Below are 22,829 nucleotides of genomic sequence, written 5' to 3'. Positions count from 1 at the left end.
CGTAGGCTATCGACTGTCGAGTCATTCGTCCCCGAGCGTCGGTGCGAACGTATACGGCGGCCACGGCCCGGTGTAGCGCACTTCGACGCCGGGCTTTGCCGCAATCTCGTCGAGTCGCTCCCCGATAGCGCCAGCGGCCGCCTCGTCTGCGAGGACCGAAAACGTCGTCTCGAAGTCCGCGTCGTCCCGGTCGTCCTCGTCGAGCGACGTCACGTTTCGGTCGATGCTTTGGGTCTCAGCCGCGTGGTCGTCGAGCGACTCCCGGAGCGAGGCCGTGGTCTCGTGCCACTCCTCGGCGACGAGCGAGCGTTCGCGCTGGTCGACCTGTTTCGACTTCAGGAACGCCGTTCCCGAGTCTGCCTCGTCCGACTCGTCCTGTAGCTCGTCGAGACGGTCGTCGTCCTCGGTGACGCCAGCGCCGAACGCGTCGGCGTCACAGGTCAGTTCGATGCGGTACTCACTTCGGTCCGCGAAGCGTTCGAGCGCCGGTCGCAGGTCCTCGTGTTGGCGGTCGAGCCACGCAGCGACACCGGCGTCGTCCCCCTGCAAGATGGTGTCGAACCGAACCGGGAGCGGCGTGCCGAACCGCTCGTGGGCCGCGTCCACGACACCCTGGTGTTCGAGTAACCACCGCTTGACTGTCGTCTCGTCGTCGGAGTCGTACGGCGTCGCGCGCCGCTGGACGAGCGCCGCCAATTCGCCGTCGACGACGAGATACGGTTCCTCGCCGTCAACGCCCTCGACGTCGAGCATCGTCCCGGTCCCGACGTCCGACTCATCAGCGACATCGACCACGCAGTAGAGATACCGCCCTTCGTCGGCGGCCGTCTCGCTCGCTGCCGCTCCGTCGCCAGTCGTTGCCTCGTCAGTCATCGCGTCCCCTCCCGATCACTGGCGGCCGTCGGTGTGTCCGCGACGGAACCGCGGCCGGTACCAGCGGTCGCCGCCTCGGTGTCTATCATCCGGAGCGCGTCGTCCACGATGCCGTCTAGTTCCGACCGGACGTTGTCGACGTCGTTCTCGATGTCCGAGGTTTCCTTGATGTCGTCTATCTCGGCCTCGATGGCCTGGAGCTGCTGGCCGAGTTGCTCTATCTGCTCGTCGCTCAGCTTTCCGGACTCCATCCGCCGAATCGCCTCCCGCTCCATCGCCTCGACGAGCAACTCGACGACGGCGACCACCAGCGAGAGCAGGCCATCGCTAGCGTCCTCGCCGTCGATATCAATCGTCGTCATTCTCGCCCTCCGTCTCCGCTGTCGCCGCTTCGTCGTTTGCGTCGTCGGTCTGCTCGTCTCCCGTGTCCGCCGATTCCTCGCTCTCGTCCGTCGAGTCGTCGGCGTCTTCGGTCGTATTCTGGTCGTCTGACTCCTCGCTGGGTCCGCCGGGCGAACCGCCACCAGACTGCGCGACCTGAATCTTCTTCGGGTGGCTTCCCGGGGACACCTTGGGCCGCTCGGGCGCGTCGTCGTCGCTGGTGTCGGACGGCGGTCCCAATCGCCCTTGATTTGCCACCTGTTCGATACGCTCCTGGTCGGTTCCCTCAGGGAACTCAAGCCCGTACTGGGCGGCCGTCTCGAAGGAGGCGACTGCGGCCCGAATCTGGATGCCGAGCAGTTCCGTATCGCCCACGGAGACGGCGATGTCGGCGTTGATTACCAATCCCTTATCGAGTAGCAGTTCGACCACGTCGGCCAAGTCGGCCGACGAACGCGTCGGTCCAGCACTAGGCATCGTCTTCCGCCTCCTCGAAGCGGGACCCGTAGATACGCCGTCTGTTCGGTGCTGTCGAGTAGCGCGTCTCCTCGGGCACGGTGGAGAACTTGGCGGTTCGCTGCTGCTTGCCCCCCGGCGGCATGGTCGAGACGGCGGTCGGGTTCCGGGAGTTCGTGGACGTGGAGTTGCGACGCTCGCTGCGTTCGCGGTTCTCCGCGAGCAACTGTTTCAACTGCGCTCGCGCGGCCAGGATGCTCTGTCTGAACTCCCCGACCGAGTCGCTGACACGGGATTGAATCGCGTTCTCCATCGTCTCTTGGTCCAGTCCCTCCTCGTCCGTCCCGAGCCCTTCCAGTCCGCCGAGACCCGTCTCGGGTGACGCTTCCGCTGCGTCACCGGCATCCTCGGGGTCGTCGTCGCCAAAGGGGCTGTCGAACGACGGGTCGTCGAGGAGCCCCTCGTCGGAGCCGTCCTCGTCGCCCGAAAGGAGCCCCTCGTCGTCCTCTTCGTCCGAGAAGTCGTCGACCGCGTCGTCCAGTTCGCGGGACTGTCGCCAGAACTCCCTGGCGTTGACGTTGCCCCAGACCTCGGACATGTCCGTCACCGAGAGGAGTTTGCGCAACTTGATGGCGGCGGTGGGGTTGCGGTCCTCGATGGCCTCGGGAACGTTCTCCAGTTCGATGGCCTCGGGGAGGTTCTCCCATTCAATTTCGCTCAGGAGGTCAGTCAGGTCGACTGTCCCGAGCATGTCCTCGACGTTGTCGGCCACGTCGTGGATGTCCGCTAACAACGCCGCGGCCTCCTCGGCCGATTCGTGTTCGGCGGCGTCGTCGACCTTCTCGCTGAGGTCGTCGATGGCCGCTACGAGGTCGTCTACGGTCAGTTCGGTTTCGTTTGAGTCTGTCATAGTGCTCCGATCCGGGTAGTAACTGCTCGTCGGTCGACTGTCAGCGTCTGCGAGGTAGCGGACAGGCGAGACCGGCGAGTCGTCTCGCGGTTCGTCATCCTTTCACCTCGACTCTCCCGCTGAGTCGCTCACGGGCTTTCTGTGCGACTTCGAGTTCCGCTTCGAGTTCGTCTTTTCGTCGCTCGTACTCCGTCTGGTCCAGTTCGCCGACTTCGTACAGCAGGCGGTTCTCCTTGAGTTCGTCCCGAATCGCCTCGACGTCGTATTGCTCCTCTAACGCCATGTCGTGGATGATCGTCAACAGCGAGACGAACGGCTTGAGGAAGAGGTCGTCGAGGAGGAACATCTCAGGCCTCCGCTTTGATGTGGAAGTCCACGAAACTGTACGGCGCCCACGGACCGGAGTACTGCACGGTCAGGTCCGGGTGGGCCTCGCGGACAGCGTCGACCGCGTCGTCGAACGACTCCCGATCGTCCCGCTCGACGAGATAGGAGTTGTTCAACAGCAGGCGGTCGCTGAACAGGTCTCCGTCGGCGACATCGGCGGCGTGGTCGGCGAGCCCGGTCTCGATGGATTCTCGCACCGAGTCGGCGTCCTCGATGCCATCTTCCGGGAGGAGGACCTTGATGCCGACTTCCTCGTGACCCGCAGCGCGGCGAAGCGACCCCGTAAGTTCGGCCCGGCTGTTCCGGAGGACGTTCTTTAGCGCCCGCTCGGATTCGAACACCATCCCGAACCGCATCGGGACGACCGCTCGGCCGTCACCCTCTGTCATCACCGCTCGGAGCACATCGTCGTGTGCCCGGGCGTTCTCGTCGCTCTCCTCGGGGTCGAGCGTGTCGATATCGCTCACGACAGCGGCGTGAGTACGATGTGAGACAGTGTATACATCGCTCGTACCCTCGACGCCGTCGATAGAGACGTCGATCGAGTCGGCCTCGATGACGCCGTACGCGTAGATTTTATCACCAGACATTGTATGACCTGTGCTCGTGTGCGACGTTTCTCCGTCACCCGACCAAGCCCTGTTGCCAGCATTCGCAAGCCGCTCGCTGGCGTGGCGTCTGACCGCGACTGCAACAGTTCGAAGCGACCGAACGAGACGCGATCAGCCGCCGTCTGGCGAATGAGTGCTACCGAGTGACCGATAGCTTTCGACTGCAAGCACCACGCCCAGGTAGCTATCCCATCAAGCAACACCCATGGCACAACCGGATTCCAGTAGCCTGGCAGCAGTGCTCGACCGCATCCTCGATAAGGGGCTCGTGGTCGACATCTGGGCGCGCGTCTCAGTCGTCGGTATCGAAATCCTCACCGTGGAGGCCCGTGTCGTGGCCGCATCCGTCGACACGTTCCTCCACTACGCGGAGAACATCACGAAGATAGAACAGGCCAGTCAGTCCGGTGAGTTAGAGGAGATGAAAGAGCTCGACATCGAGAAGCCCGCTCGACCCGACAACTATCAGCAAGCCCCGTCCCAGTAGCGACTGCGTCATAGCTCACAACCATGTCACAGTCAGACGCTGAGTCGACCGAACAGTGCCGTGCGCTCACGAGCGACGGCAATCGGTGTCAGAACTCGGCGGTCGAGGACGGATTTTGTCACCAGCACGATGAGTCCAATCCGACCGTCGACGACGAATCCGCAACCGACGAAGCCGAGAGCGAGGCGTCGTCGAGCGATACCGAGGACGAGGCGTCGAACGCCGATTCGGATGGCGAATCCGAGGAGGCCGAATCCACCGACGACGCGGAGACGGACGATGCCGACAGCGGGGAGACGGGCGACTCCGAAACTGGCGAGGCAGAAGACACCGCGAGCGACGACGGGATTTCCATCGGCGGCGCGGGGTCGCTCATCGAGGTGCGTCGCACCGTCGAGGCGGTCACGGCACAATTGATAGAACATCCGCTCGACGGCGTCGTCGAGATAAACAAAGACGGCGACGGCGGCTGGCTGGCGACCGTGGAAGTAGTCGAGCGCCGCGCTGTTCCCGACACGCAGGACATCATCGGCTACTACGAGATCACCCTCGAAGACTCAGAGACGGTAACCGGCTATCGACGGCTCTCCCGATATCGCCGTATGGATACCGACCAGAGCGAGCGACTCGAATGACGACTCGTGGAGCGACCATGGAAGCACGGTCGGTTCCTCGGTCTCGCTTCGCTCAGTAGATTAGATACGAACAAAATGAGTACCTGTTTTGCCTTCGAGGTTCACAATGAAACCATGGCTACGATCGTCATCGGTTCAGTTCCCGCAAAAGAGTTCGCGCTGAAGCACACGCTCGACGTGCTTCCGGACGTACAGTTCGAGTGTGAGCGCATCATCAAAAGTGGCGATGACGCGGTTATGCCGCTAATGTGGGCACGAAACGTCGACCGAGAGGAACTCGAAGCGGCATTCGACGAAGACCCGAGCGTCGATAACGTCCGGATGCTCGCCGATTTCGAGGACGAGTACCTCTACCGGATGGACTGGGTCGACCACGTTGAACTTCTTCTGGGGATGCTCACGAACTCCGAAGCCACGATCCTCGACGCCTACGGCAAGAAAGAGGAATGGCGGCTCCGCGTGATGTTCCCCACCCGCGATAAGTTCTCCGCGACCTACGAGTTCTGTAACGAGCACGGACTCACCTACGACGTCGAGTCGATTCGGGACATGGACGGCGAACCCGCTGGTCGCTTCGGACTCACCGAGGGCCAGTATCAGGCGCTCGTCCTCGCCGCGAAAGAGGGGTACTACCACGTCCCACAGGAGAAGACGCTCGAAGAACTCGCCAACGAACTCGATATCTCCCATCAGGCCCTCTCCGAACGGCTCCGCCGGGGGACCGAATCACTCATCGAAGATACGCTTCTCGTCGGGACCGACCCCGACTTATTGTAAAAACGAGCCCGTTTCTCGGTCGACGACCGTCTTTCGCTTCGTCCGCTCGCCGTTAGCGGAGGTACCGAACGATACGGACCAGCACCGAGGCGAGGGTGCCGACACCGGGGACGCGAGACGACAGTGCCGCCGCGCCGACGAGGAACGCCGCGGCCCACCGGTCGCCGCGGGTGAACGCGCGTGCGGCGTCGATGAGTGTCGAGATGATCGAGAGGTTGTTCCACATCGAACCGCCTGCCTTTGCGTTCTGCATACAACTGAATATGCGCTTCAGCCACCAAAACCGTGTCCTTGAGCCTGCGTGCAGTTTATGGGGCTACTCGGATCGGTAGTGGGTATAGTCTGGACTGCCCGATGGTCCCTGCGACCGGCGTCTTCCCCCCGATGAAACGGATGAAACGGATGCATCTGTCGAATCGGACGAAAATGTCAGACGTTCTGTCGAGAAAATAACATCGTCATACTGCCTGTCCACAGTTGTAGTAACCCATTTAATCAAACAACGCTCGCCATCTTTTGCGGTGCTTAACGAACTGTTTCAGGACTGTTTCATCAGTAAAACGGCAGAACAGGCCCTGAAACTCGTGGAATCCGTAGGAGTGTGAACCCCGTTTATCTATGTCCCCCGTAATCGCTTGGATATGTCGACCATAGTGTCGGGGAACGTCCCCTCGGAGGACTTGGTCTTGGATCACACGCTGCAAACGTACCCGGACCTGACCTTCTCGGTCGAGCAGATCGTCTGTTCAGGAGACGGGTCGCTTATGCCGATGCTGTGGGTCCGCGGGAGCGACCGTGAAGGCATCGCGGAGACCTTCAGAGAGGATTCCACGGTCGAATCGGTCACGCACCTGCGCGAGCTCGAAGACGAATGTCTCTTCCAGATGGACTGGCACGGAAACGTCAAGCTCGTCATCGACATGCTGACTCACTCGGAGGCGACGATTCTGGACGTGACGGGCGCGGGCACGGAGTGGAACATCCGGATGCTCTACCCCGAGCGGTCGATGGTCTCGAAAGCCCACGACTTCTGTGACGAGCACGGGCTCGATTTCGAAGTCGAGAGCGTCCGAGAGATGGACGGCGAGATGGCTGGCCGCTACGGGCTCACGACCTCACAGCACGAGGTGCTGTCGATGGCCGAGTCGGAGGGCTACTTCGAAGTCCCGCGACAGATAACGCAGGCCGAACTCGCCGAGAAGCTCGGCATCTCACACCAAGCGCTCTCGGAGAGTCTTCGTCGAGCAACCGGCACGCTCGTCGACGAAGCGCTGTAGAACGTCCCCCTACTCCGAACGGTCGATCTTCTCGACGATCTGCTGGGCCTTCTGTGTCGCCTCGTCGTCGTCATCGACGGCGTCGACAGGAATCAAAATACTCTGGACCGTCCAGTCGTCGTCGCCTTTCTCGTCACCCGTCCGGACCTCGCTCCCCGAGCAGACGGAATCAGCGGGATTTTCCGCCCAGTCGGGCGTCCGAATCTCGTCGAACTCGTCGGGGTCCCGATACCGGACGTGATAGTACTCGTCGCCCTCCTCGACATCTTCGACGGTCGGATGCTGTGACATACGTTCACGTTTCACTGCAGGAGCCAAAGGCCATCTGCCAGCCATCGCAAGGGCGAACCGGGCGTAGCGAGGTGCGCGTGCCTGCAACTGAAAGCCGTCAGGGCATAGTCGATAGCCTCGTATCCTCTCGTAACTCAGTTATGACGACGTTGCCACCCCGCGAACTGGCCAATGGTTCTCGTCGCCGAGACGAAAGAACGCCCACAGCGGCGCGGCTCGCAGACCCCATTCGTAGGACGTATGACAGATAGGTATCGCGGCCCCTGGGAGTACGAGACGCTCCAGGTCCCCAAAGGAGTGACCCAGAAAGAGTCAGTCGACCCGAAGAGCCAACTCAACGAACTCGGGAGCGAGGGCTGGGAGCTCACGGGCACCGTCGATTACACGGGCGGCGGCGGGACGAAGTTTCTCCTCTTTAAGCGTCCGGCAGAGTCCGACGATACGGAGCAATGAACTCGGCCGTCGACCCTGACGAGGACACGGATATCGAGTTCGAGACGGAACTCGACCCCGACGCCGAAGCGGACATCGGGACGGCCAACACGATGCGCCAGCGTGCAGACGAGAGTCGCGCCAAAATCTGGATAATGCTCGGTGCGAACCGCCTTGTATTGACTGGACTATTAGCACTCATCGTGTTCGTCACCGTCACGCTGGTCGGGACGGAGTTCTACCCAGCATTTCACGCCGACTTGCAGAGCGAGGACACTATCGAGACGATATTCTCGACGATGATCGGCGCAATAATCACCGGGACGACCCTCGTGGTGACTATCAGTCAGCTCGTCATCTCACAGGAGAACGGGCCGCTCGGTGACCAACACGAGCGCATGAGCAGCACGATGAACGTTCGAGACTACACGCGCGAACTCGTCGACCGTCCCGTCCCCGCCGACCCATCGGCGTTCCTTCGCCACATCGTCGACGCATCGGAGACTCGAGCCCGCAACCTGCGCGAGGCCGTTGCGGGCAACGACAACGAAGAGCTGAAAGCGGAGATCGACGAGTTCACGACCAGCATAATCGGGAACGCAAAGCAAGTTCGAGAGCAACTCGACGGCGCGAACTTCGGTTCCTTCGGTGTCCTGTTCGCCGCACTCAACTACAACTACGGGTGGAAAATTTTCCACGTCGAGCGAATCGAATACGAGTACGAAGAGAGTCTCACCGACGACGACAGGGAACTCTTCGAAGGGTTGCGGAGCACGCTGGCGATGTTCGGCCCGGCCCGCGAGCACATCAAGACGCTCTACTTCGAGTGGGCGCTCGTCAATCTATCACAGCTCATCCTCTACATATCGGTCCCGGCACTCATCATCGCCGGCGCGATGCTGGCGTTCATCGGCGAGTCCTCGTTTCCGGGGTCCACCTTCGGTTTTGCCCATATAACGCTGGTCGTCACTGCGGCGTTCACGGTGACGCTGTTGCCACACCTCCTGTTGGTCTCCTACATCGCCCGAGTGGCGACAGTGGCAAAACGCACCCTCGCCATCGGTCCGCTCATCCTCAGGGGTTCACAGCGCTAAACGGGTCGAATACCGGCGCAAAGAAAATCTCTCACAGTCACAGACCAACCGGGACGAAATCGAGAGTTACTCTTCTGGACCGGTTCCATCGCCGACATCAGTGCCGTCGAGCGGTCCCGTGTGGTTGGCCCCACCCGCGTCGTGGACGCCGCTCGCGTCCGGGCCTGCGTCGACAGCTTCCGGCAGGTCCTCGTGGCCGAAGGCGAAGACATCGCTGTCCTCGATGGCGGGGCCGACGATGTCCTGTAGAGCCGGGCCGGGTAGCGTCTCCTTGTCGAGTTCGATAAGCGTCTCGGCGACTTCCTGGGTATCGACGTTCTCGACGGCGACACGGAACGTCTTCGCGGCGACGCGACTGCCCACTTCGCTGCCGAGTGTCTGCTTTGCGAGGCCCGCCGCTCCGCTACCCCCGATGACGCGGGTAGCGAGGATGCGACCCACTGGTCGGCCAATGGCCTGTGCGAGACGGTCGATTTCGATCGGGTCCTCCGCCGGTTCGTCGGCCAGTATCGCCTCGAAATCGACCGCTTCGAGGACCTCCTTGGCGACTTCGGTCGCGAACAGCGCGTCTAATCCCTGCTCGATGCGGTCCAGCTGTTCGTCGCCGGTAGAATCACTCATTCTAGGTTGACGAACGCGTGCCACCCGGATACCGCTGCGGCCTTCGAATGCAACCTCTTTCGGCCGTACATAGTGGTATGTGAACTATGATCACAGAAACATCGAATCAAAGAGCGAGAGATGACGCTGCTCGGCACACCCGGCATTTGCAAGCATCAGTGGTTTCCGGGGAGAGTCACGAAGCGAGATATCTCGGCCCAGCGCGAGTGCCGGTTCACGAAACGAGGCCGATTTAGCCGTCTTCGGCTGAGTCCGCTTCGTTCGGGTCCGATCCCAGCGACTCGGCGGACGTGACTTCCGGCGACACCGGGTCGCCATCCAAGAGCTCTTCGAGGACGATTCTGACGGCCTGAATCCCGACGACGAGGAGGAGCGGTCCCAGAAACAGACCGTACCAGCCGAACAGCATAGAGCCGAGGATGTACGCGAACAGGACCAATCCTGTATGCGTCGCCTGTCCGGCGACTTTCGGCAGCAGAAACGTCATGGGGAGGAGATCCAAGAGGACCAGTGAGACGGCGAACAGCGCTGCGGGATAGATCAACAGCGACGGATCGCTCCGAGCGGCGCGGACGCCGAGGAAGGCGACGAGCGGAACGTAGACGAGTTTGCCGACGACGACGGGGACGAGACTTGCCAGTCCTGTGAGCAACGCTAGCGCCGTCGGTGCCGGCATCGAGACCGCGGCGGGGGCAAGTACATTGTAGCCGTTGTACACCACCGCGGCGAGAACGGCGACGATACCGACGAGGAGGACGTTTCCGAAGTAGATAGTGCCGAGGTCATCGTCGACGGCGGTCACGTAAGCGTGGGCCGTCGTTCCCGTCCCACCGACCGTCGAGCGGAACCACGACGCGAGTCGGGCGTCGTCTCGCAGGAGGTAGAACGCGGCCGTCACGGCGAGGAACAGATGCATCCCGCCGCCGGCGAGCGTCGAGAGGACGCCCGCACCTTGCATGAGTAAGTCCATCGGCGACCCGGACGCTCCACCGGTCACCAGCGAACGAACACGTTCTAACAGGTCCAGCGACTGGGTCTGGAGGTACGGCTGTATCGTCTGTCTGAGCCCGTCGAGCGCGCCGGCCGACAACAGTTGCGTGACTCCCATCACGACGACCGCGGTGATAAGCAGCAATGCAGGGAGCGCGACGACGAGCAACGAGACCAGCGCGGCCGTCCCCGGCGAGAAGACGGACTCCAACCGTTGGTTCAGTGGTCGGATACCGTAGTAGACGAAGAGCGCGAGCACGAACGTCCCGACGAACGAGTGGAGGACGAACAGGAGCGCCAGCCCGACCGCGAAGACGAGCGCCCACCATCCGAGGCGCTCTCGGTCGAGCGTCGGAGAAGAGAGGTCCATGTTTCCGCGTCGAGAGACGCACGGAAAAAATCCCGGCCTGTGCTCCCATCGAGTCGCCAGTGGCCCAGAATGCCGGGGAAAGACCCGAGTGTCTCAGCGTCCCAGTGACAGGTGATGAGTAATCTCGCTCGTACCGACGGGTTCGGCCCGTTCTTCAGGCGATATACGAAGACGTGGCAACACGCGGTGGCAACGGCGGCGCTGACGGCATTTGGTATGTTGACGTTTATCAACCGTCTGTTCGCCGTCGTCGCCATCGCTGCGTATCTCGTTCCCCCAGTCGTCCTCTACTTCCGAAGTTCCTCCACGGAACACGACGTGGCCGACACCGGCCGTCAAGCGAGTGACCTGCCCACCGAATCAACCGACTCGAACCGTGGATGGGAGGCGGATACCACTCAGGAGAGTGCGCCACCGACCGAATCAACCGATGCAGCGACCACGGGGGAATCGGACGCGTCACAGGGATCGGCGGCAGCGCAGGAAGCAAAGCCAGAACCGGCGGCAACGCAGGAATCCGAGTCGGTACAGGACCAGGAGCCGCCGCCCACGTGGACCACCGCGACCGTCCCCTGCGAGGAGACGCTCCACGACGCGGCCGTCGCCGACGGGACGGCCTACGCCGTCGGGTCCGAGGGGAGCGTCCTCGCCGACGATGGCGACGGGTGGAGCGCCGTGCTGTCCGACGGTCCCGGCGCGCAGTCGAACGCGCTTCACGGCGTCGACGCCGTCGAAGGCGGCGGCGTCTGGGTCGCCGGCGACAGCGGGGCCGTCGGCCGTCTCGACCCCGAGAGCGGTCAGCACGTCGACTACTCCGCACCGAACGACGACACGAACAACCTCACGGGCGTGGCCGCGGCCGGTACGGCCGACGACGAGACGGTCCTGCTGATAGACGGGTCCGGACAGGTTCGTCGGGGCCGCCACCGGAACGGGGAGACGGTTTGGGACGAACCAGTGTCGCCGGGAAGCGGGTCGAGTCTCGCCAGCGTCGCCCTACTCGACGCGTCGGTCGGCTACGCCTGCGACACCAACCAGTGCGTCTTCCAGACGGACGACGGCGGCCGGACCTTCACCCAGATGGGACTCGACGGGGCCGACGGGACGCTCACCGACGTCGCGGCGAGTGACGCCGACGCGTGTGCGGTCAGCGACGATAGCGGCGTCGTTCATCGCTACGACGGCGGTCGATGGACGCCCGAGCGACTGGACGAGGGATCGCTGTCGGCGCTCGCGCTCGACGAGACGCTGTGGCTCGCGAGCGGCGATGGCGGAACAGTGTACGAACGGGACGCGAACGCGACCGAGTGGGAGCGAACGCTGACGCCGGCGAACGTCCCGCTCCGGGGCCTCGCTCTCGGTCGGGAGCGCGCGGTCGCCGTCGGTGCGGAGGGCACCATCGTCGAACGTCCCCGGTCGGAAACGCACTGATAGCGCTCAACGACGGGAAATGCATGCAGAACCCGCTTCGAGTCGGACGACGACCAGTCAGTATGGGATTTGGCGTCTCTTCCTCTGTCTCGACTACGGAGGGAGTCCGGGAACGGGCCCTCCACTGGTTTCTCTTGGGCGGAAATCGAATCACCGTCGCGACCTGTCTCACCGTCCTCGTCGTCGTCGTCATCGGCGGCCTCCTCTGGCTCGGGCTGCTCACCGTCGGGCCCAGTAGCCAAGCGGCAACGGTATTCGCAAGCGGGCTCACCTCCGGCGTCGTGACGCTCGTGACCATCTCGCTCTCGATCAACCAGTTCATCCTCTCGCGGGTGTTCGGTACCCCCGACTCGCTCTCAGACCGCCTCGACGGGACTCGGTCGCTCCGCGGGACCGTCGAGGAGCTATCCGGGACGCCGACGAGTCCGAACGACCCCGCCGAGTTCCTCTCACTCACTGCGACGGTGCTCAGCGATCGCGCATCGTCCTTCGAGGAGACGGTTTCGGACTCGGACAGAGAGGTCCCCGACGGCGTCCGCGACGCGATGCGCGGCCTCAGCGAGTACGGCGACGACATCGACGACCACCTCGAATCAGAGGAGAACATCGTCGACGTGCTCAACGTCGTTCTCGGGACGGAGTACGCCCAGAACATGACCGCCGTTCGCCACATCCGGAACGCGCACGCCGAGGCCCTTCCCCGGAAACTGCGCGAGAACCTGGACGCCGTCGACGACCTACTGGAGGCCATCGCCATCTCGCGGCAGTTCTTCAAGACGCTCTCGCTCCAGCAGGACTTCGCTCGCCTCTCGCGGATCATCGTCTACACTGGTCTGGTGGCACTGGTGACAAGCATCTCGCTCACCTTCCTCTACCGGACGAACTCGACGACCACGATTCCGCCCTCGCTACTACCGCTCGTCGTCTCGGTCGGTATCGGCATCATCGTCTCGCCGTTCACGGCGTTCATCGCCTACATCCTCCGGGCGGCGACAATCGCCCGCCGAACCGTCTCGGTCGGGCCGTTCATCCCGCCGGAAAAGCAGTGAGTGAATCCGAGACGCGCCAGCAAACGCGCCTCTATCCTGCAAGCATGTGCAGGCACTACCATTAGCAGGTGCGAAACCGACTGCCCGAACATGACGAACGAAAGCGAAAGCCGACAGCAAGCGCGAGAGAACCTCAACAAGCAGTTCGAGAAGGCAAAGCGGCGCGCACAGGACAGCAAGGCACAGCAAACCGAGAGCCTGAAGACAGAACTCGGCCGGGTCGTCTTCGACCTCGCCGAAGAGAAGTTCCCGGAAGAGGCCCAACAGCGGAAGCGACAGAGCGCGGCGACGGCGTTCGGCGTCGGTCTCGCCGTCGGCTTCCTCGCTCGACACGTCCTCGGTCGGTAACGTCGCGTCGATCGACTGCGGACACGCAGCTTTTCTTCGGTTTTCGGGGTGTCGTCTGACTCGCCGCCCGACCACTGGATAGTGTCCCGAGCGTTCTCCGCGAAGTAGCGGTCAGCGTTGTAGAGACTGACCCAGCTCCAGCGCCGCGCCCACTCTGAGTTAATAACTCAGGGCTACAATATTGCCAATTTGGACCATCTAAGCGGACATCGATAGCAGGAGGATTATTAACTGAGGAAGGCTAGTCTCCGATAATGACCGCACCGAACGGGGATTCACCCGAATCACATGATGACTCCAACGAACACGACCACGCCGACGACGGACACGGAGACGGCGACTGCGTGGCCGAGGACGGTGAGGACGGGTTAGTCGTCGAAGCGAGCGACCGGAGCGAGGTCGCCCACCTCTCGGTCCCCGAGATGGACTGCCCGTCGTGTGCAGGCAAGGTCGAAAACAGCGTCCGGAAACTCGACGGGATTGACACCGTCGACCCGCAGGTGACGACCGGAATGCTCTCGGTGGCCTTCGACGGTGGCGAGACCAGCAGAGCGGACGTCGTCGAGCGCGTCGAGAAGGCCGGCTACAGCGCCGAGGACGCCGAGACGGTGACGGTGAAGTTCACCGTCCCCGAGATGGACTGCCCCTCCTGTGCCGGGAAGATAGAGAACGCGCTTTCGGGCCTCGACGGTCTCTCGGCGTACGAGACCCAACCCACGACAGGGAAGGTAACCGCCACGTACGACGCCTCGGCACTCGCGGAGGCGGAGATCGTCTCAGCCATCGAAGCGGCTGGCTACGAAGTCACCGGCACGACCGGCGAGGGAGCGGAAAGCGGTGAGAACGAGGAGTCATCGGGGAACATCTGGCGGAGTTCCCGCGCGGTAAAGACGTGGGTAAGCGGCGGTTTCGTCGCACTCGGGCTCCTCTTCGAGTTCGCCCTGACCGGGCAGAACGCGCAGGTGGCGACCGTCCTCGGCAGCGAACTTCTCGTCGCCGACGTGCTCTTCCTCGTCGCCATCGCCGTCGGCGGCCAAGAGATTCTCCGCAACGGTTACTACTCCGCACGGAACCGCAACCTCGACATCGACTTCCTGATGTCGACGGCCATTCTTGGCGCGCTGGTCGCCAGCCTCGCCTTCGGCGAGGGGCTGTACTTCGAGGCCGCGACGCTCGCGTTTCTGTTCAGCATCGCCGAATTGTTAGAGCGGTACGCGATGGACCGGGCGCGCAACTCCCTGACCGAACTGATGGACCTCTCGCCCGACGAAGCGACCGTCAAGCGTGACGGCGAGGAAGTGACGGTTCCCGTCGACTCGGTCGAAGTCGGCGACATCGTGGTCGTCAGACCCGGCGAGAAGATTCCGATGGACGGCACCGTCGTCGAGGGCGAGAGCGCGGTCAATCAGGCCCCCATCACCGGCGAGAGCGTCCCCGTCGACAAGAGCGAGGGTGACGAGGTGTACGCCGGGACCATCAACGAAGAAGGGTACGTCGAGGTAGCGGTCACTGCGACGGCAGCGGACAACACCCTCTCGCGCATCGTCGAGATGGTCGAAGACGCCCAGTCGAACAAGACCGAACGCGAGCAGTTCGTCGAGCGGTTCTCGGCGTACTACACGCCGGTCGTCGTCACGTTCGCCGTTCTCGTCACGGTCGCCTCGCCGTTCGTCCTCGCGACCTCGTGGTCGACAGCCATCGTCTACGGGCTCACCCTGCTGGTGCTCGCCTGTCCCTGTGCGTTCGTCATCTCGACGCCCGTCTCCGTCGTCTCGGGCATCACCAGCGCCGCGAAGAACGGCGTGCTCATCAAGGGCGGCAACCACCTCGAAGCGATGGGAGCCGTCGACGTCGTCGCCTTCGACAAGACCGGGACGCTGACGAAGGGCGAACTCACTGTCACCGACGTCGTCCCGCTTCACGGTAACGACGAGACGGACGTGCTCCGCTGTGCGCGCGGCCTCGAACAGCGCAGCGAACACCCCATCGGCGAGGCCATCGTCGCCCACGCCGACGGGAAATCGGCCGCCGGACGTGATATCGAGGCGTTCGAGAGCATCACCGGCAAGGGTGTCAAGGCGGACCTCGACGGGACGCCGCACTTCGCCGGTAAGCCCGGCCTGTTCGAGGAGTTGGGCTTCGACCTCTCGCACGTCCACGCGACGACCGACGGTGGTGTCGTCACCCGGACCGCACAGACTATCTGCGAGCGCAACAACTGTCTGGACCTCTTAGAGGACACCGTCCCCGAGTTGCAGGCGGAGGGGAAGACCGTCGTCCTCGTCGGGACCGAGGCGGAACTAGAGGGCGTCATCGCCGTCGCCGACGAGGTCCGCCCCGAGGCGAAACACGCCGTCGCCCGACTGAAAGCCCTCGGCGTCGAGCGCACGGTCATGCTCACCGGCGACAACGAACGGACCGCTCGCGCAATCGCCGAACAGGTCGGCGTCGACGACTACCGCGCGGAACTGCTCCCCGACGAGAAGGTCGAAGTCATCGATGACCTCGTCGCCGAATATGATGGTGTGGCGATGGTCGGCGACGGCATCAACGACGCGCCGGCGCTGGCAACCGCAACGGTCGGCGTGGCGATGGGGGCCGCCGGAACGGACACGGCGCTCGAAACCGCCGACATCGCGCTGATGAGCGACGACCTCTCGAAGCTTCCCTACCTCTACGAACTGGCCGGTGACGCCAACGGCGTCATCCGACAGAACGTCTGGGCCAGCCTCGCCGTGAAAGCGGGGCTCGCCGTCGCCGTCCCCTTCGGCTACGTTCCGATCTGGCTGGCGGTCCTCGCTGGCGACGCCGGCATGACGCTCGGCGTGACCGGGAACGCGATGCGCCTCTCGCGGCTCTCGCCAGCAGACGGGCAGGCCGTCGAGAGCGAACACAGCGCCTGACCCGGTAACACTCACGTCAGCACGTACTCAAGTTCCTGCAGTCCCTACGCTCGTACATGACAACTCCGACGCCGACGCCGGGCATCCACCACGTGACGTGTATCGCGGGCAACCCCCAGCAGAACATGGACTTCTGGGTCGAGACGCTCGGTCTCCGGTTGGTCAAGCGGTCGATCAATCAGGACGACGCCGGCACCTACCACTTCTTCTTCGCCGACGCCGAGGGGACTCCCGGGACGAGCATGACGTTCTTCCCCTGGGAAGACATGAAACAGGGAAAGGTCGGCTCCGGACAGGTCTCTCGGACCGCGTTCCGCGTTCCCGAAGGCAGCCTCGACTACTGGGAGGAGCGCTTCGAGGAGTACGGCGTCGACTACGACGAGCGCGTCGAGCGCTTCGGTGAAACCGTGCTCCCGTTCCGCGACCCCGACGACCTCCCCGTCGAACTCGTTGCGGTCGAAATCGGCGACGACGACCCCACGGTTCCGTGGACGGAGTTCGTCCCCGAAGACGTCGCCATCCGCGGCTTCCACTCGGTGACGCTCTGGCTCGCCGACCCCGACCCCACAACGGACCTCCTCCGGACGATGGGCCTCGAAGAAGTCGCAACCGAACAAGCCCAAGGCGACACCCCCGGTGACGAGCGAACCCGCTTCGCCGCCGCCGGTCCCGTCGGTAGGTACGTCGACGTACTCCCGACCATCCAGGGCGGGCGACAGGGCCATGGAACGGTCCACCACGTCGCCTTCCAGACGCCGACCGACGAGGACCAGCGGGCGATGCGCGAGGCCGTGCAGTCCGCGGGGCTGCGCCCGACCCAGCAGATCGACCGCCACTGGTTCCGGTCGGTCTACTTCCGAGAATTCGGCGGCGTCCTGTTCGAACTCGCCACCCGCGACCCCGGCTACACCAGCGACGAGCCGCTCGACGACCTCGGCGGCCGCCTCGTCCTCCCCGGGAAGTTCGAGGACCGACGCGAGGAGATAGAAGCCAAGTTGACCGATGTGACGATCCCGACCGCCGACGCCGTCGAGGCAGACGACTGACCGACGCACGTTCAGCGCGAATATCGCTGCGCGCCGACGCTTCGGCGAGAGGGACGTGTGCCTGCAGACGAGGACAGTGACATCGAGTGAGCGATTACGAACGCTTCGATGGGCGAACCCAAAGACGGCTCCGACGGGCTACCTTGCTCGAAGCGTCAGATAGCCTGCGCCGAAGAGGGCGATAGCCGCGAGGCTGGCTGCCGGAAGCGGCCAGGGTGTCGGCGAGTTCCGAGCGGCGTTAGAGAGCGCGGTCGAGCGCTTCGTAGTCGCTACCGGCTCGTCGCGCTCATTCGTTCTCGCGGGTGACCGCTGTCCGGACGGGGCCGAAGTGACAGGTTCCGGCTCCGTCGCCGTCACGGTCGGCGAGTTGGCAGTGGCCCGCCTCGCGGGGTCAGTCCCGGTCGAGATCGCTCTCGTCGTCTCGACTGCCTGTTCCGCCGTCGTAGTCGGTTGCAGTGTCGAGGTGCGGCTGGTTACGTCCGTCCGCGGCGCTGGCTGACTGGGAGAGTCTGACGACGGAGCATCGTCGTCTGGCTCGGGGACAGAGACCCGTCCCGTCGGCTCTGTCGTCTCGGTTCGCGTCTCCGTCGGCGTTTCCGTTGCTGTAACCGTTCGTGCTTCCCTCGGTGTTTCGGTCGCGGTAACCGCTCGGACTCGCGTCGGCGTTTCCGTCTCTTTCGCCGTCGATGTCTCGGTCGGTACCGGACTCGCAGTCGGGTCGGGCGTCGGAGCCGCCGTGGGCGTCGGCGTCTGTGCTGCGGTCGGAGATGGTTTTGGTGACGATGACGGTGTCGCGGTCGGAGTCGGCGGCGCGGAGAACTGCGCGGAAACGTCCCTGACGGTTTCGCTATCGCTCCCACGGAGCGTCACGTCGAGGTCGAGGACGCCCTTCCGTTCCCCATCGAGTTCCAGCGACAGTACGACGTAGTTCGTCTCCGACTCCTCGAACTGGACCCACTCGCCGAATCGAACGGCGGACGCTACCGCGTCCGGTTCCCGGTAGACGACTACGCGCGGGTCTATCCGCCGAAGCGGAATCGTGTTGTTCTCGCCGGCATCGATGCGAAGCGCTTCGAGGCCGGTCACCTCCGCGCGGACGGTGCCGGTCTGTGACTCCTCGCCGTCACGCGGGCGAAAATCGCGCGGATAAGTGTCGTTCCACGACTGGACCAGCGGCCCCCGTTCGAGCGTGATAGCGCGCGTGACGTATTCGCCCTCGGGCACGTCGACGGTGACCGTCCGTGATTCGTAGCCGGGAGCCGTCACGCGGAGCGTCTGGCGACCGGCCGCGGTCGAGAGGCCGTAGGTGCCGGACCGAGACGCGAAGGAGGCACAGTCGGAGACCGTGACGTGAGCGCGCGGAATCGACTCGCCGTTCCGGTCGACGATGGTCCCCTCGATGCCCTGTCCATCGACGACGCGTTTCGTGGCTGCGAACGCGTCGACCGCTCCCGCGCCGTATCGACTCGCGTCGACTTCGTCGGCGTTCGCGGGCGGACTCGCGCTACATCGGAGTGCCGTCTTCAGGATACCAGGATGGACCGACTCGTCGCTAGCGCTTTCCATGAGGGCGACAGTTCCGGCCACGAGCGGCGTCGAAGCGCTCGTTCCGTTGAATCGGCGCGTCCCATCCGTGCCCGCGGGCACGACGGCGCCTCGCCCCGGCGCGACGACGTCTGGCTTTCCGTATTCGAGCGGCCACGTCGGCGGATAGGTGACCGTTTGCCGCTGGTCTCGGGCTATCGGCCCCTCGAATTTCTCGTAGGTTCCCGACGAGGAGAACGACGTCACGCGCCCTTCTCTATCGGTCGCACCGACAGCGATCGTCTCGTAGATCGCACCGGGGTTAGTCACCGACCGCTCACCCGGTCCGTTATTCCCGGCAGAGCCGACGACGACGATACCGAGACGTTGGGCCCGCCGGACTGCTCGGACGAGCGGGTCGTTGCGCCGCTGGGTTATTGGGTACCCCTGGCTGATGCTCACGACGTCCGCGTCGGCTTCGATGGCCCACTGAATCGCGCCGACGAGTGCCGCCTCCCGATTGCCGTTGATGGCCCCGTGCAGCAGTTCGACGTCGGGCGCGACGCCCATGTGGGCGTAGCCGCTGGCGTTATCGGCGGCGACGAGCCCGCTCGTCGATTGTCCGTGGGCACGAGCGATGTGTGGACGGGACCCATCGAGTCGGTTTCCGGCGTTGTCGAACTCTGCCCAGCCGCCCGGATACTGGCGGTCGTCGGGGTCCTCGGTGTAGAGTTCCAGTGTCGGATGGCGAGTGTTTATCCCGCGGTCGAGGACTGCCACGCGAACGCCGTCTCCCCGCGTGTCGTAGCGGTCCCAGACGCCCGTCGCGTTCGTCGCCGCGATCTGCCAGGCGACCTGCCGAGAGCGCTGGTCGGCCTCACTGCCGTTCTGTGTCGGTCGAGCGCCGTCACGTCCCGGCGTCGCCTCGGCGGTTGCGTTGCGAGTCGTCTGACTGTCTCGGCTCTCAGTCGCATTCTCCTTCGGTACGTATCCGAGTCGCTCGACACCATCGACCGCCGCGACCCGGGACAAATTCGTTCGGGCGAGATCGATGCGAAGCAGAACCCGATTGACTAGCCAGAACCGGTTCACGACGCGGATCCCGTCGTGTGAGCGGGCGAACGAGCGGAGCGCAGTCTGACTGCGACCGCTCTGTCGCTTGAGCCGTCCGACGGTCTCGTCGCGGTCAGCGTCGTCGGGAACCGAGACGGCAGAGAGGCGAGCGAGAACCGGTACCGAACCCGAACGGTTCAGGAGTCGTGGGTCGATTTCTCCGTCGCTACGTGCAGTCTTCCTGTCGGCAGTCTGGGCCTGCCCGGAGTCGGGAGTCGCTTGGAGATGGTCCGTTTGGAGTTCCTCGGTCGTCTGACCAGAGACGGGCGTCCAGCCCGCACCGAGAGCGCCGCAAACGAGCAGCGAGCCGACGAGTACGCGAACAACGGTCACTGCACCACTCATAGTCATCTGCCACCGCCCCGCTGGGACCGAGGCGATATCCGGGTTCGACCGACGTGCATGTCCTCGGGAAGTGACCCATTCCATTTTGATAGCAGTCGAATACTTTCTAGTAGGTCTCCGTTACGGGCGGTAAGGCGCTTGTACGGCCATACGTCACTTGCGGCTCGGTGCCACGCCGACAGCCCCGCCGCGGAACAACCGCAACCGAATCCGTTCACGCGCAATCCCGGAACGGGCTTGCGCTCGCGCTCGTCGTCGATGTCTGCCTGCCTCGTGACTGACTGACCAGTCAGTAAGCCTTTTGACTGACCAGTCAGTAAGTTCGGGTGACAGATGGAAACGGACACGCGAACCGAGATAATGCAGGCGACCCGTCGTGCTCTCTGTGCGCATGGGTACGCCGAGTTGACGATCCAGCGAATAGCCGACGAATCCTCGCTCTCGACGGCAGCGATTCACTACCACTTCGATACGAAGGAGGGGCTGTTGCGGGCGTTTCTAGACGAGATGTTAGACGGATTCGAGGGGAAGCTGGCCGCTCGTGCGAGTGATCCGCGCGAACGGCTCGAAACGTTCCTGAACGTCGTCTTCTCGCCCCCGAAGGACGGCAACGGCGAGTTCGCCGTCGCGCTCATGGAACTCAAGGCGCAGGCTCCCTTCCACGATGCGTACCGCGACCGCCTCGTCGAGATGGACAAACTGATGCGTGGCGTCGTCGCCGACGCCGTCCGCGAGGGCATCGAGAGTGGTCACTTTCGAGATTCCGACCCGGAGACGGTCGCACGGCTCGTCGTCACCGCTATCAACGCTACGCACGCACGACAGGTCGCGCTGGGCGAAGCCCCCGAGGAGACCCGCCAGCTCATCGAAGCTGATCTGCGGGAGCGACTCGGGTGGTCGCCGGAGGTGGTGGCGTGAGCCTGTTCAAGGGACAGGACGAGTTAGACCTGACCGAGGGCGGCATCGTCAAGCCGCTCCTGTTCCTGTCGCTGCCCATCGTCATCACGAATCTGATGCAGACGGCGTACAACCTCGCGGACACCTTCTGGCTCGGCCAGTACTCGACCGAAGCGCTCGCGGCCGTCTCCTTCGCCTTCCCGATGGTGTTTCTGCTCATCTCGCTTGGAATGGGCCTGTCGGTAGCCGGGAGCGTCCTCGTCGCCCAGCACACGGGCGCGGACGAGACAGAGGAGGCCGAGTACGCCGCCTCGCAGACGTTCACGTTTGCCTTTCTCGCCTCGGCGCTGCTGGGTGGACTCGGCTACCTCGTCGTCAGACCGTTCCTCTCGTTCCTCGGTGCATCGCCAGACGTGCTTCCCGGCGCGACAGCCTACATGGAGGTCGTCGCACTGGGCCTGCCGTTCATGTTCGGCTTCTTCGTGTTCATCTCGCTGATGCGCGGCGCGGGCGACACGTTGACGCCGATGTTCGTCATGTTCGGGACCGTCGTGATCAACGTCGTCCTCGACCCGTTCCTCATCAACGGATGGACGCTTCTCGAAAACGCCCCGCTGTTCGGCACCGTTGCCTTCCCCGAGATGGGGATTCAGGGCGCGGCCATCGCGACTGTCTTCTCGCGCAGTCTGGCGATGGCCGTCGGCGTCGCCATCATGCTCTCGGGGAACCGCGGGATACAGATCCACCTCTCGGATATGGTGCCAGACACGCAGTACCTGCGGAAGATTCTCCAGATCGGGATCCCGGCCAGCATCGAGGGGACCGGCCGCGCGCTCTCGATCAACGCGTTGTTGCTCGTCGTGGGCCTGTTCTCTACCTCCGTCGTCGCCGCGTTCGGTATCGGCACCCGCGTCTTCTCGGTCATCTTCCTGCCCGCCATCGCCGTCGCCCGCGGGGTGGAGACGATGACGGGCCAGAACATCGGTGCCGGAAAGTACGACCGAGCGGCGAAGGCGAACTACGTCGCCGCGAAGTTCCTGTTCGCCGTCCTCGGTGCCGCCGGCGTGCTCATCTTCTTCGTGCCCGAGCCGATCGTCACCGTCTTCACCGACGATCCGGCCGTGCTGGACCACGGGACGACCTTCCTCCGCTACGTCGCCCTCTCCTTTGGCTTCATCGGCATCATGCGTGCGTTCTCCGGTGGCTTCCGCGGTGCCGGAAAGACGATGATCGCAGCCGCCATCTCCGTCGCCACGCTGGCCGTCGTTCGACTCCCCATCGCGTGGGTCGCTTCGCGCGGCGTGTTAGCGACGGACTTCTGGTTCCTCGCCCAACCCGATCCACGCGGTATCTGGATCGCATTCTTCGTCTCGAACGTCGTCGGTGCGCTCATCGCATGGACGTGGTTCAGCAGCGAGACGTGGCGCGGGGGTGACGTTCGCGGAACGCCGGGTCCCAGCGGCTTCGACGGGGACGAAGAGGAGACGCCCGTTTCCGGCGACTGACAACTCCCGAATAGCACTATTCGGCCATTTTAGGCCGAATATTGTTCCTATATGGGCATATTTGTAGCCAGATGCT

Annotated in this window: 24 protein-coding genes; 13 read left to right on the top strand and 11 right to left on the bottom strand. The window is 63.8% G+C overall.

Going from position 1 to position 22,829, the window contains the following annotated elements; translation table 11 throughout:
• Positions 1–21 precede the first annotated feature (21 nt).
• From gvpL to E4S61_RS16230, 6 genes are all read right to left on the bottom strand, one after another.
• Positions 22–873, bottom strand: coding sequence for a gas vesicle protein GvpL (gvpL, locus tag E4S61_RS16255; protein ID WP_135305019.1), 852 nt, complete (start codon positions 871–873; stop codon positions 22–24).
• Complete coding sequence (gene gvpK / locus E4S61_RS16250) at positions 870–1,235, bottom strand: gas vesicle protein GvpK (RefSeq protein WP_135305018.1); 366 nt, start codon at positions 1,233–1,235, stop codon at positions 870–872. The genes gvpL and gvpK overlap by 4 nt, the downstream gene beginning before the upstream one ends.
• Complete coding sequence (gene gvpJ, locus E4S61_RS16245) at positions 1,222–1,731, bottom strand: gas vesicle protein GvpJ (protein WP_135305017.1); 510 nt, start codon at positions 1,729–1,731, stop codon at positions 1,222–1,224. Before gvpJ ends, gvpK begins: the two co-directional genes overlap by 14 nt.
• Complete coding sequence (locus E4S61_RS16240) at positions 1,724–2,620, bottom strand: hypothetical protein (RefSeq protein WP_135305016.1); 897 nt, start codon at positions 2,618–2,620, stop codon at positions 1,724–1,726. Before E4S61_RS16240 ends, gvpJ begins: the two co-directional genes overlap by 8 nt.
• A 94-nt stretch (positions 2,621–2,714) precedes the next feature.
• Entirely contained in the window at positions 2,715–2,966 is a 252-nt protein-coding gene (gene gvpG / locus E4S61_RS16235; RefSeq protein ID WP_135305015.1) for a gas vesicle protein GvpG, read from the bottom strand.
• Between the two features lies 1 nt (position 2,967).
• Entirely contained in the window at positions 2,968–3,597 is a 630-nt protein-coding gene (locus E4S61_RS16230; protein WP_135305014.1) for a GvpL/GvpF family gas vesicle protein, read from the bottom strand.
• A 226-nt stretch (positions 3,598–3,823) separates the two neighbouring features.
• Here E4S61_RS16230 and gvpA point away from each other — a divergent pair, with 226 nt between their 5' ends.
• The 3 genes from gvpA (at position 3,824) to E4S61_RS16215 (ending at position 5,517) form a co-directional block, all read left to right on the top strand.
• Positions 3,824–4,105, top strand: a complete 282-nt coding sequence (gvpA, locus tag E4S61_RS16225; protein WP_135305013.1) for a gas vesicle protein GvpA — start codon at positions 3,824–3,826, stop codon at positions 4,103–4,105.
• Positions 4,106–4,128: 23 nt separating this feature from the next.
• Positions 4,129–4,740 carry a gas vesicle protein GvpO, halophile-type gene (gene gvpO / locus E4S61_RS26560; RefSeq protein ID WP_135305012.1) on the top strand — a complete coding sequence of 204 codons (612 nt, stop codon included), beginning with the start codon at positions 4,129–4,131 and terminating at the stop codon, positions 4,738–4,740.
• 114 nt (positions 4,741–4,854) lie between these two features.
• Positions 4,855–5,517 carry a helix-turn-helix domain-containing protein gene (locus E4S61_RS16215; protein WP_135305011.1) on the top strand — a complete coding sequence of 221 codons (663 nt, stop codon included), beginning with the start codon at positions 4,855–4,857 and terminating at the stop codon, positions 5,515–5,517.
• 52 nt (positions 5,518–5,569) lie between these two features.
• Here E4S61_RS16215 and E4S61_RS16210 read toward each other — a convergent pair whose 3' ends face one another.
• Positions 5,570–5,770: a hypothetical protein gene (locus E4S61_RS16210; RefSeq protein ID WP_135305010.1), complete on the bottom strand. Its 201-nt coding sequence runs from the start codon at positions 5,768–5,770 to the stop codon at positions 5,570–5,572.
• Positions 5,771–6,158: 388 nt separating this feature from the next.
• Here E4S61_RS16210 and E4S61_RS16205 point away from each other — a divergent pair, with 388 nt between their 5' ends.
• The gene (locus tag E4S61_RS16205) at positions 6,159–6,794 is read left to right on the top strand and encodes a helix-turn-helix domain-containing protein (RefSeq protein WP_135305009.1); all 636 of its coding nucleotides are present in this window, start codon (positions 6,159–6,161) and stop codon (positions 6,792–6,794) included.
• Positions 6,795–6,803: 9 nt separating this feature from the next.
• On the opposite strand, the gene E4S61_RS16200 is transcribed toward E4S61_RS16205, so the two are convergent.
• Positions 6,804–7,085, bottom strand: coding sequence for a hypothetical protein (locus E4S61_RS16200; RefSeq protein ID WP_135305008.1), 282 nt, complete (start codon positions 7,083–7,085; stop codon positions 6,804–6,806).
• A 240-nt stretch (positions 7,086–7,325) separates the two neighbouring features.
• Here E4S61_RS16200 and E4S61_RS16195 point away from each other — a divergent pair, with 240 nt between their 5' ends.
• Positions 7,326–7,538, top strand: coding sequence for a DUF4177 domain-containing protein (locus tag E4S61_RS16195; protein ID WP_135305007.1), 213 nt, complete (start codon positions 7,326–7,328; stop codon positions 7,536–7,538).
• Positions 7,535–8,611, top strand: a complete 1,077-nt coding sequence (locus E4S61_RS16190) for a hypothetical protein (protein WP_135305006.1) — start codon at positions 7,535–7,537, stop codon at positions 8,609–8,611. Before E4S61_RS16195 ends, E4S61_RS16190 begins: the two co-directional genes overlap by 4 nt.
• Positions 8,612–8,677: 66 nt before the next feature.
• Here the strand turns inward: E4S61_RS16190 and E4S61_RS16185 are convergent, their stop codons facing one another.
• Positions 8,678–9,232 carry a hypothetical protein gene (locus E4S61_RS16185; protein WP_135305005.1) on the bottom strand — a complete coding sequence of 185 codons (555 nt, stop codon included), beginning with the start codon at positions 9,230–9,232 and terminating at the stop codon, positions 8,678–8,680.
• A gap of 232 nt (positions 9,233–9,464) precedes the next feature.
• Positions 9,465–10,592 (bottom strand): AI-2E family transporter, encoded by a 1,128-nt coding sequence (locus E4S61_RS16180; protein WP_135305004.1) that lies wholly within the window; start codon positions 10,590–10,592, stop codon positions 9,465–9,467.
• Between the two features lie 114 nt (positions 10,593–10,706).
• Here E4S61_RS16180 and E4S61_RS16175 point away from each other — a divergent pair, with 114 nt between their 5' ends.
• From E4S61_RS16175 to E4S61_RS16155, 5 genes are all read left to right on the top strand, one after another.
• Positions 10,707–12,023 carry a hypothetical protein gene (locus E4S61_RS16175; RefSeq protein ID WP_135305003.1) on the top strand — a complete coding sequence of 439 codons (1,317 nt, stop codon included), beginning with the start codon at positions 10,707–10,709 and terminating at the stop codon, positions 12,021–12,023.
• A gap of 62 nt (positions 12,024–12,085) precedes the next feature.
• On the top strand, positions 12,086–13,072 hold the full coding sequence (locus E4S61_RS16170; RefSeq protein ID WP_135305002.1) for a hypothetical protein: 987 nt from the start codon (positions 12,086–12,088) through the stop codon (positions 13,070–13,072).
• Between the two features lie 90 nt (positions 13,073–13,162).
• Positions 13,163–13,420: a hypothetical protein gene (locus E4S61_RS16165; protein ID WP_135305001.1), complete on the top strand. Its 258-nt coding sequence runs from the start codon at positions 13,163–13,165 to the stop codon at positions 13,418–13,420.
• Between the two features lie 254 nt (positions 13,421–13,674).
• Positions 13,675–16,323 carry a heavy metal translocating P-type ATPase gene (locus tag E4S61_RS16160; protein WP_135305000.1) on the top strand — a complete coding sequence of 883 codons (2,649 nt, stop codon included), beginning with the start codon at positions 13,675–13,677 and terminating at the stop codon, positions 16,321–16,323.
• Between the two features lie 56 nt (positions 16,324–16,379).
• The gene (locus E4S61_RS16155; protein ID WP_135304999.1) at positions 16,380–17,369 is read left to right on the top strand and encodes a ring-cleaving dioxygenase; all 990 of its coding nucleotides are present in this window, start codon (positions 16,380–16,382) and stop codon (positions 17,367–17,369) included.
• 138 nt (positions 17,370–17,507) lie between these two features.
• Here the strand turns inward: E4S61_RS16155 and E4S61_RS16150 are convergent, their stop codons facing one another.
• Positions 17,508–20,351, bottom strand: a complete 2,844-nt coding sequence (locus E4S61_RS16150; protein WP_167768541.1) for a S8 family serine peptidase — start codon at positions 20,349–20,351, stop codon at positions 17,508–17,510.
• A 333-nt stretch (positions 20,352–20,684) separates the two neighbouring features.
• Here E4S61_RS16150 and E4S61_RS16145 point away from each other — a divergent pair, with 333 nt between their 5' ends.
• Entirely contained in the window at positions 20,685–21,269 is a 585-nt protein-coding gene (locus E4S61_RS16145; protein ID WP_135304997.1) for a TetR/AcrR family transcriptional regulator, read from the top strand.
• Complete coding sequence (locus E4S61_RS16140; RefSeq protein WP_135304996.1) at positions 21,266–22,753, top strand: MATE family efflux transporter; 1,488 nt, start codon at positions 21,266–21,268, stop codon at positions 22,751–22,753. The genes E4S61_RS16145 and E4S61_RS16140 overlap by 4 nt, the downstream gene beginning before the upstream one ends.
• Positions 22,754–22,829: the final 76 nt, after the last annotated feature.

This window comes from Haloarcula amylovorans (assembly GCF_004681185.1).
GTDB lineage: Archaea > Halobacteriota > Halobacteria > Halobacteriales > Haloarculaceae > Haloarcula > Haloarcula amylovorans.
This window is presented reverse-complemented; position numbering and strand designations above follow the sequence as displayed.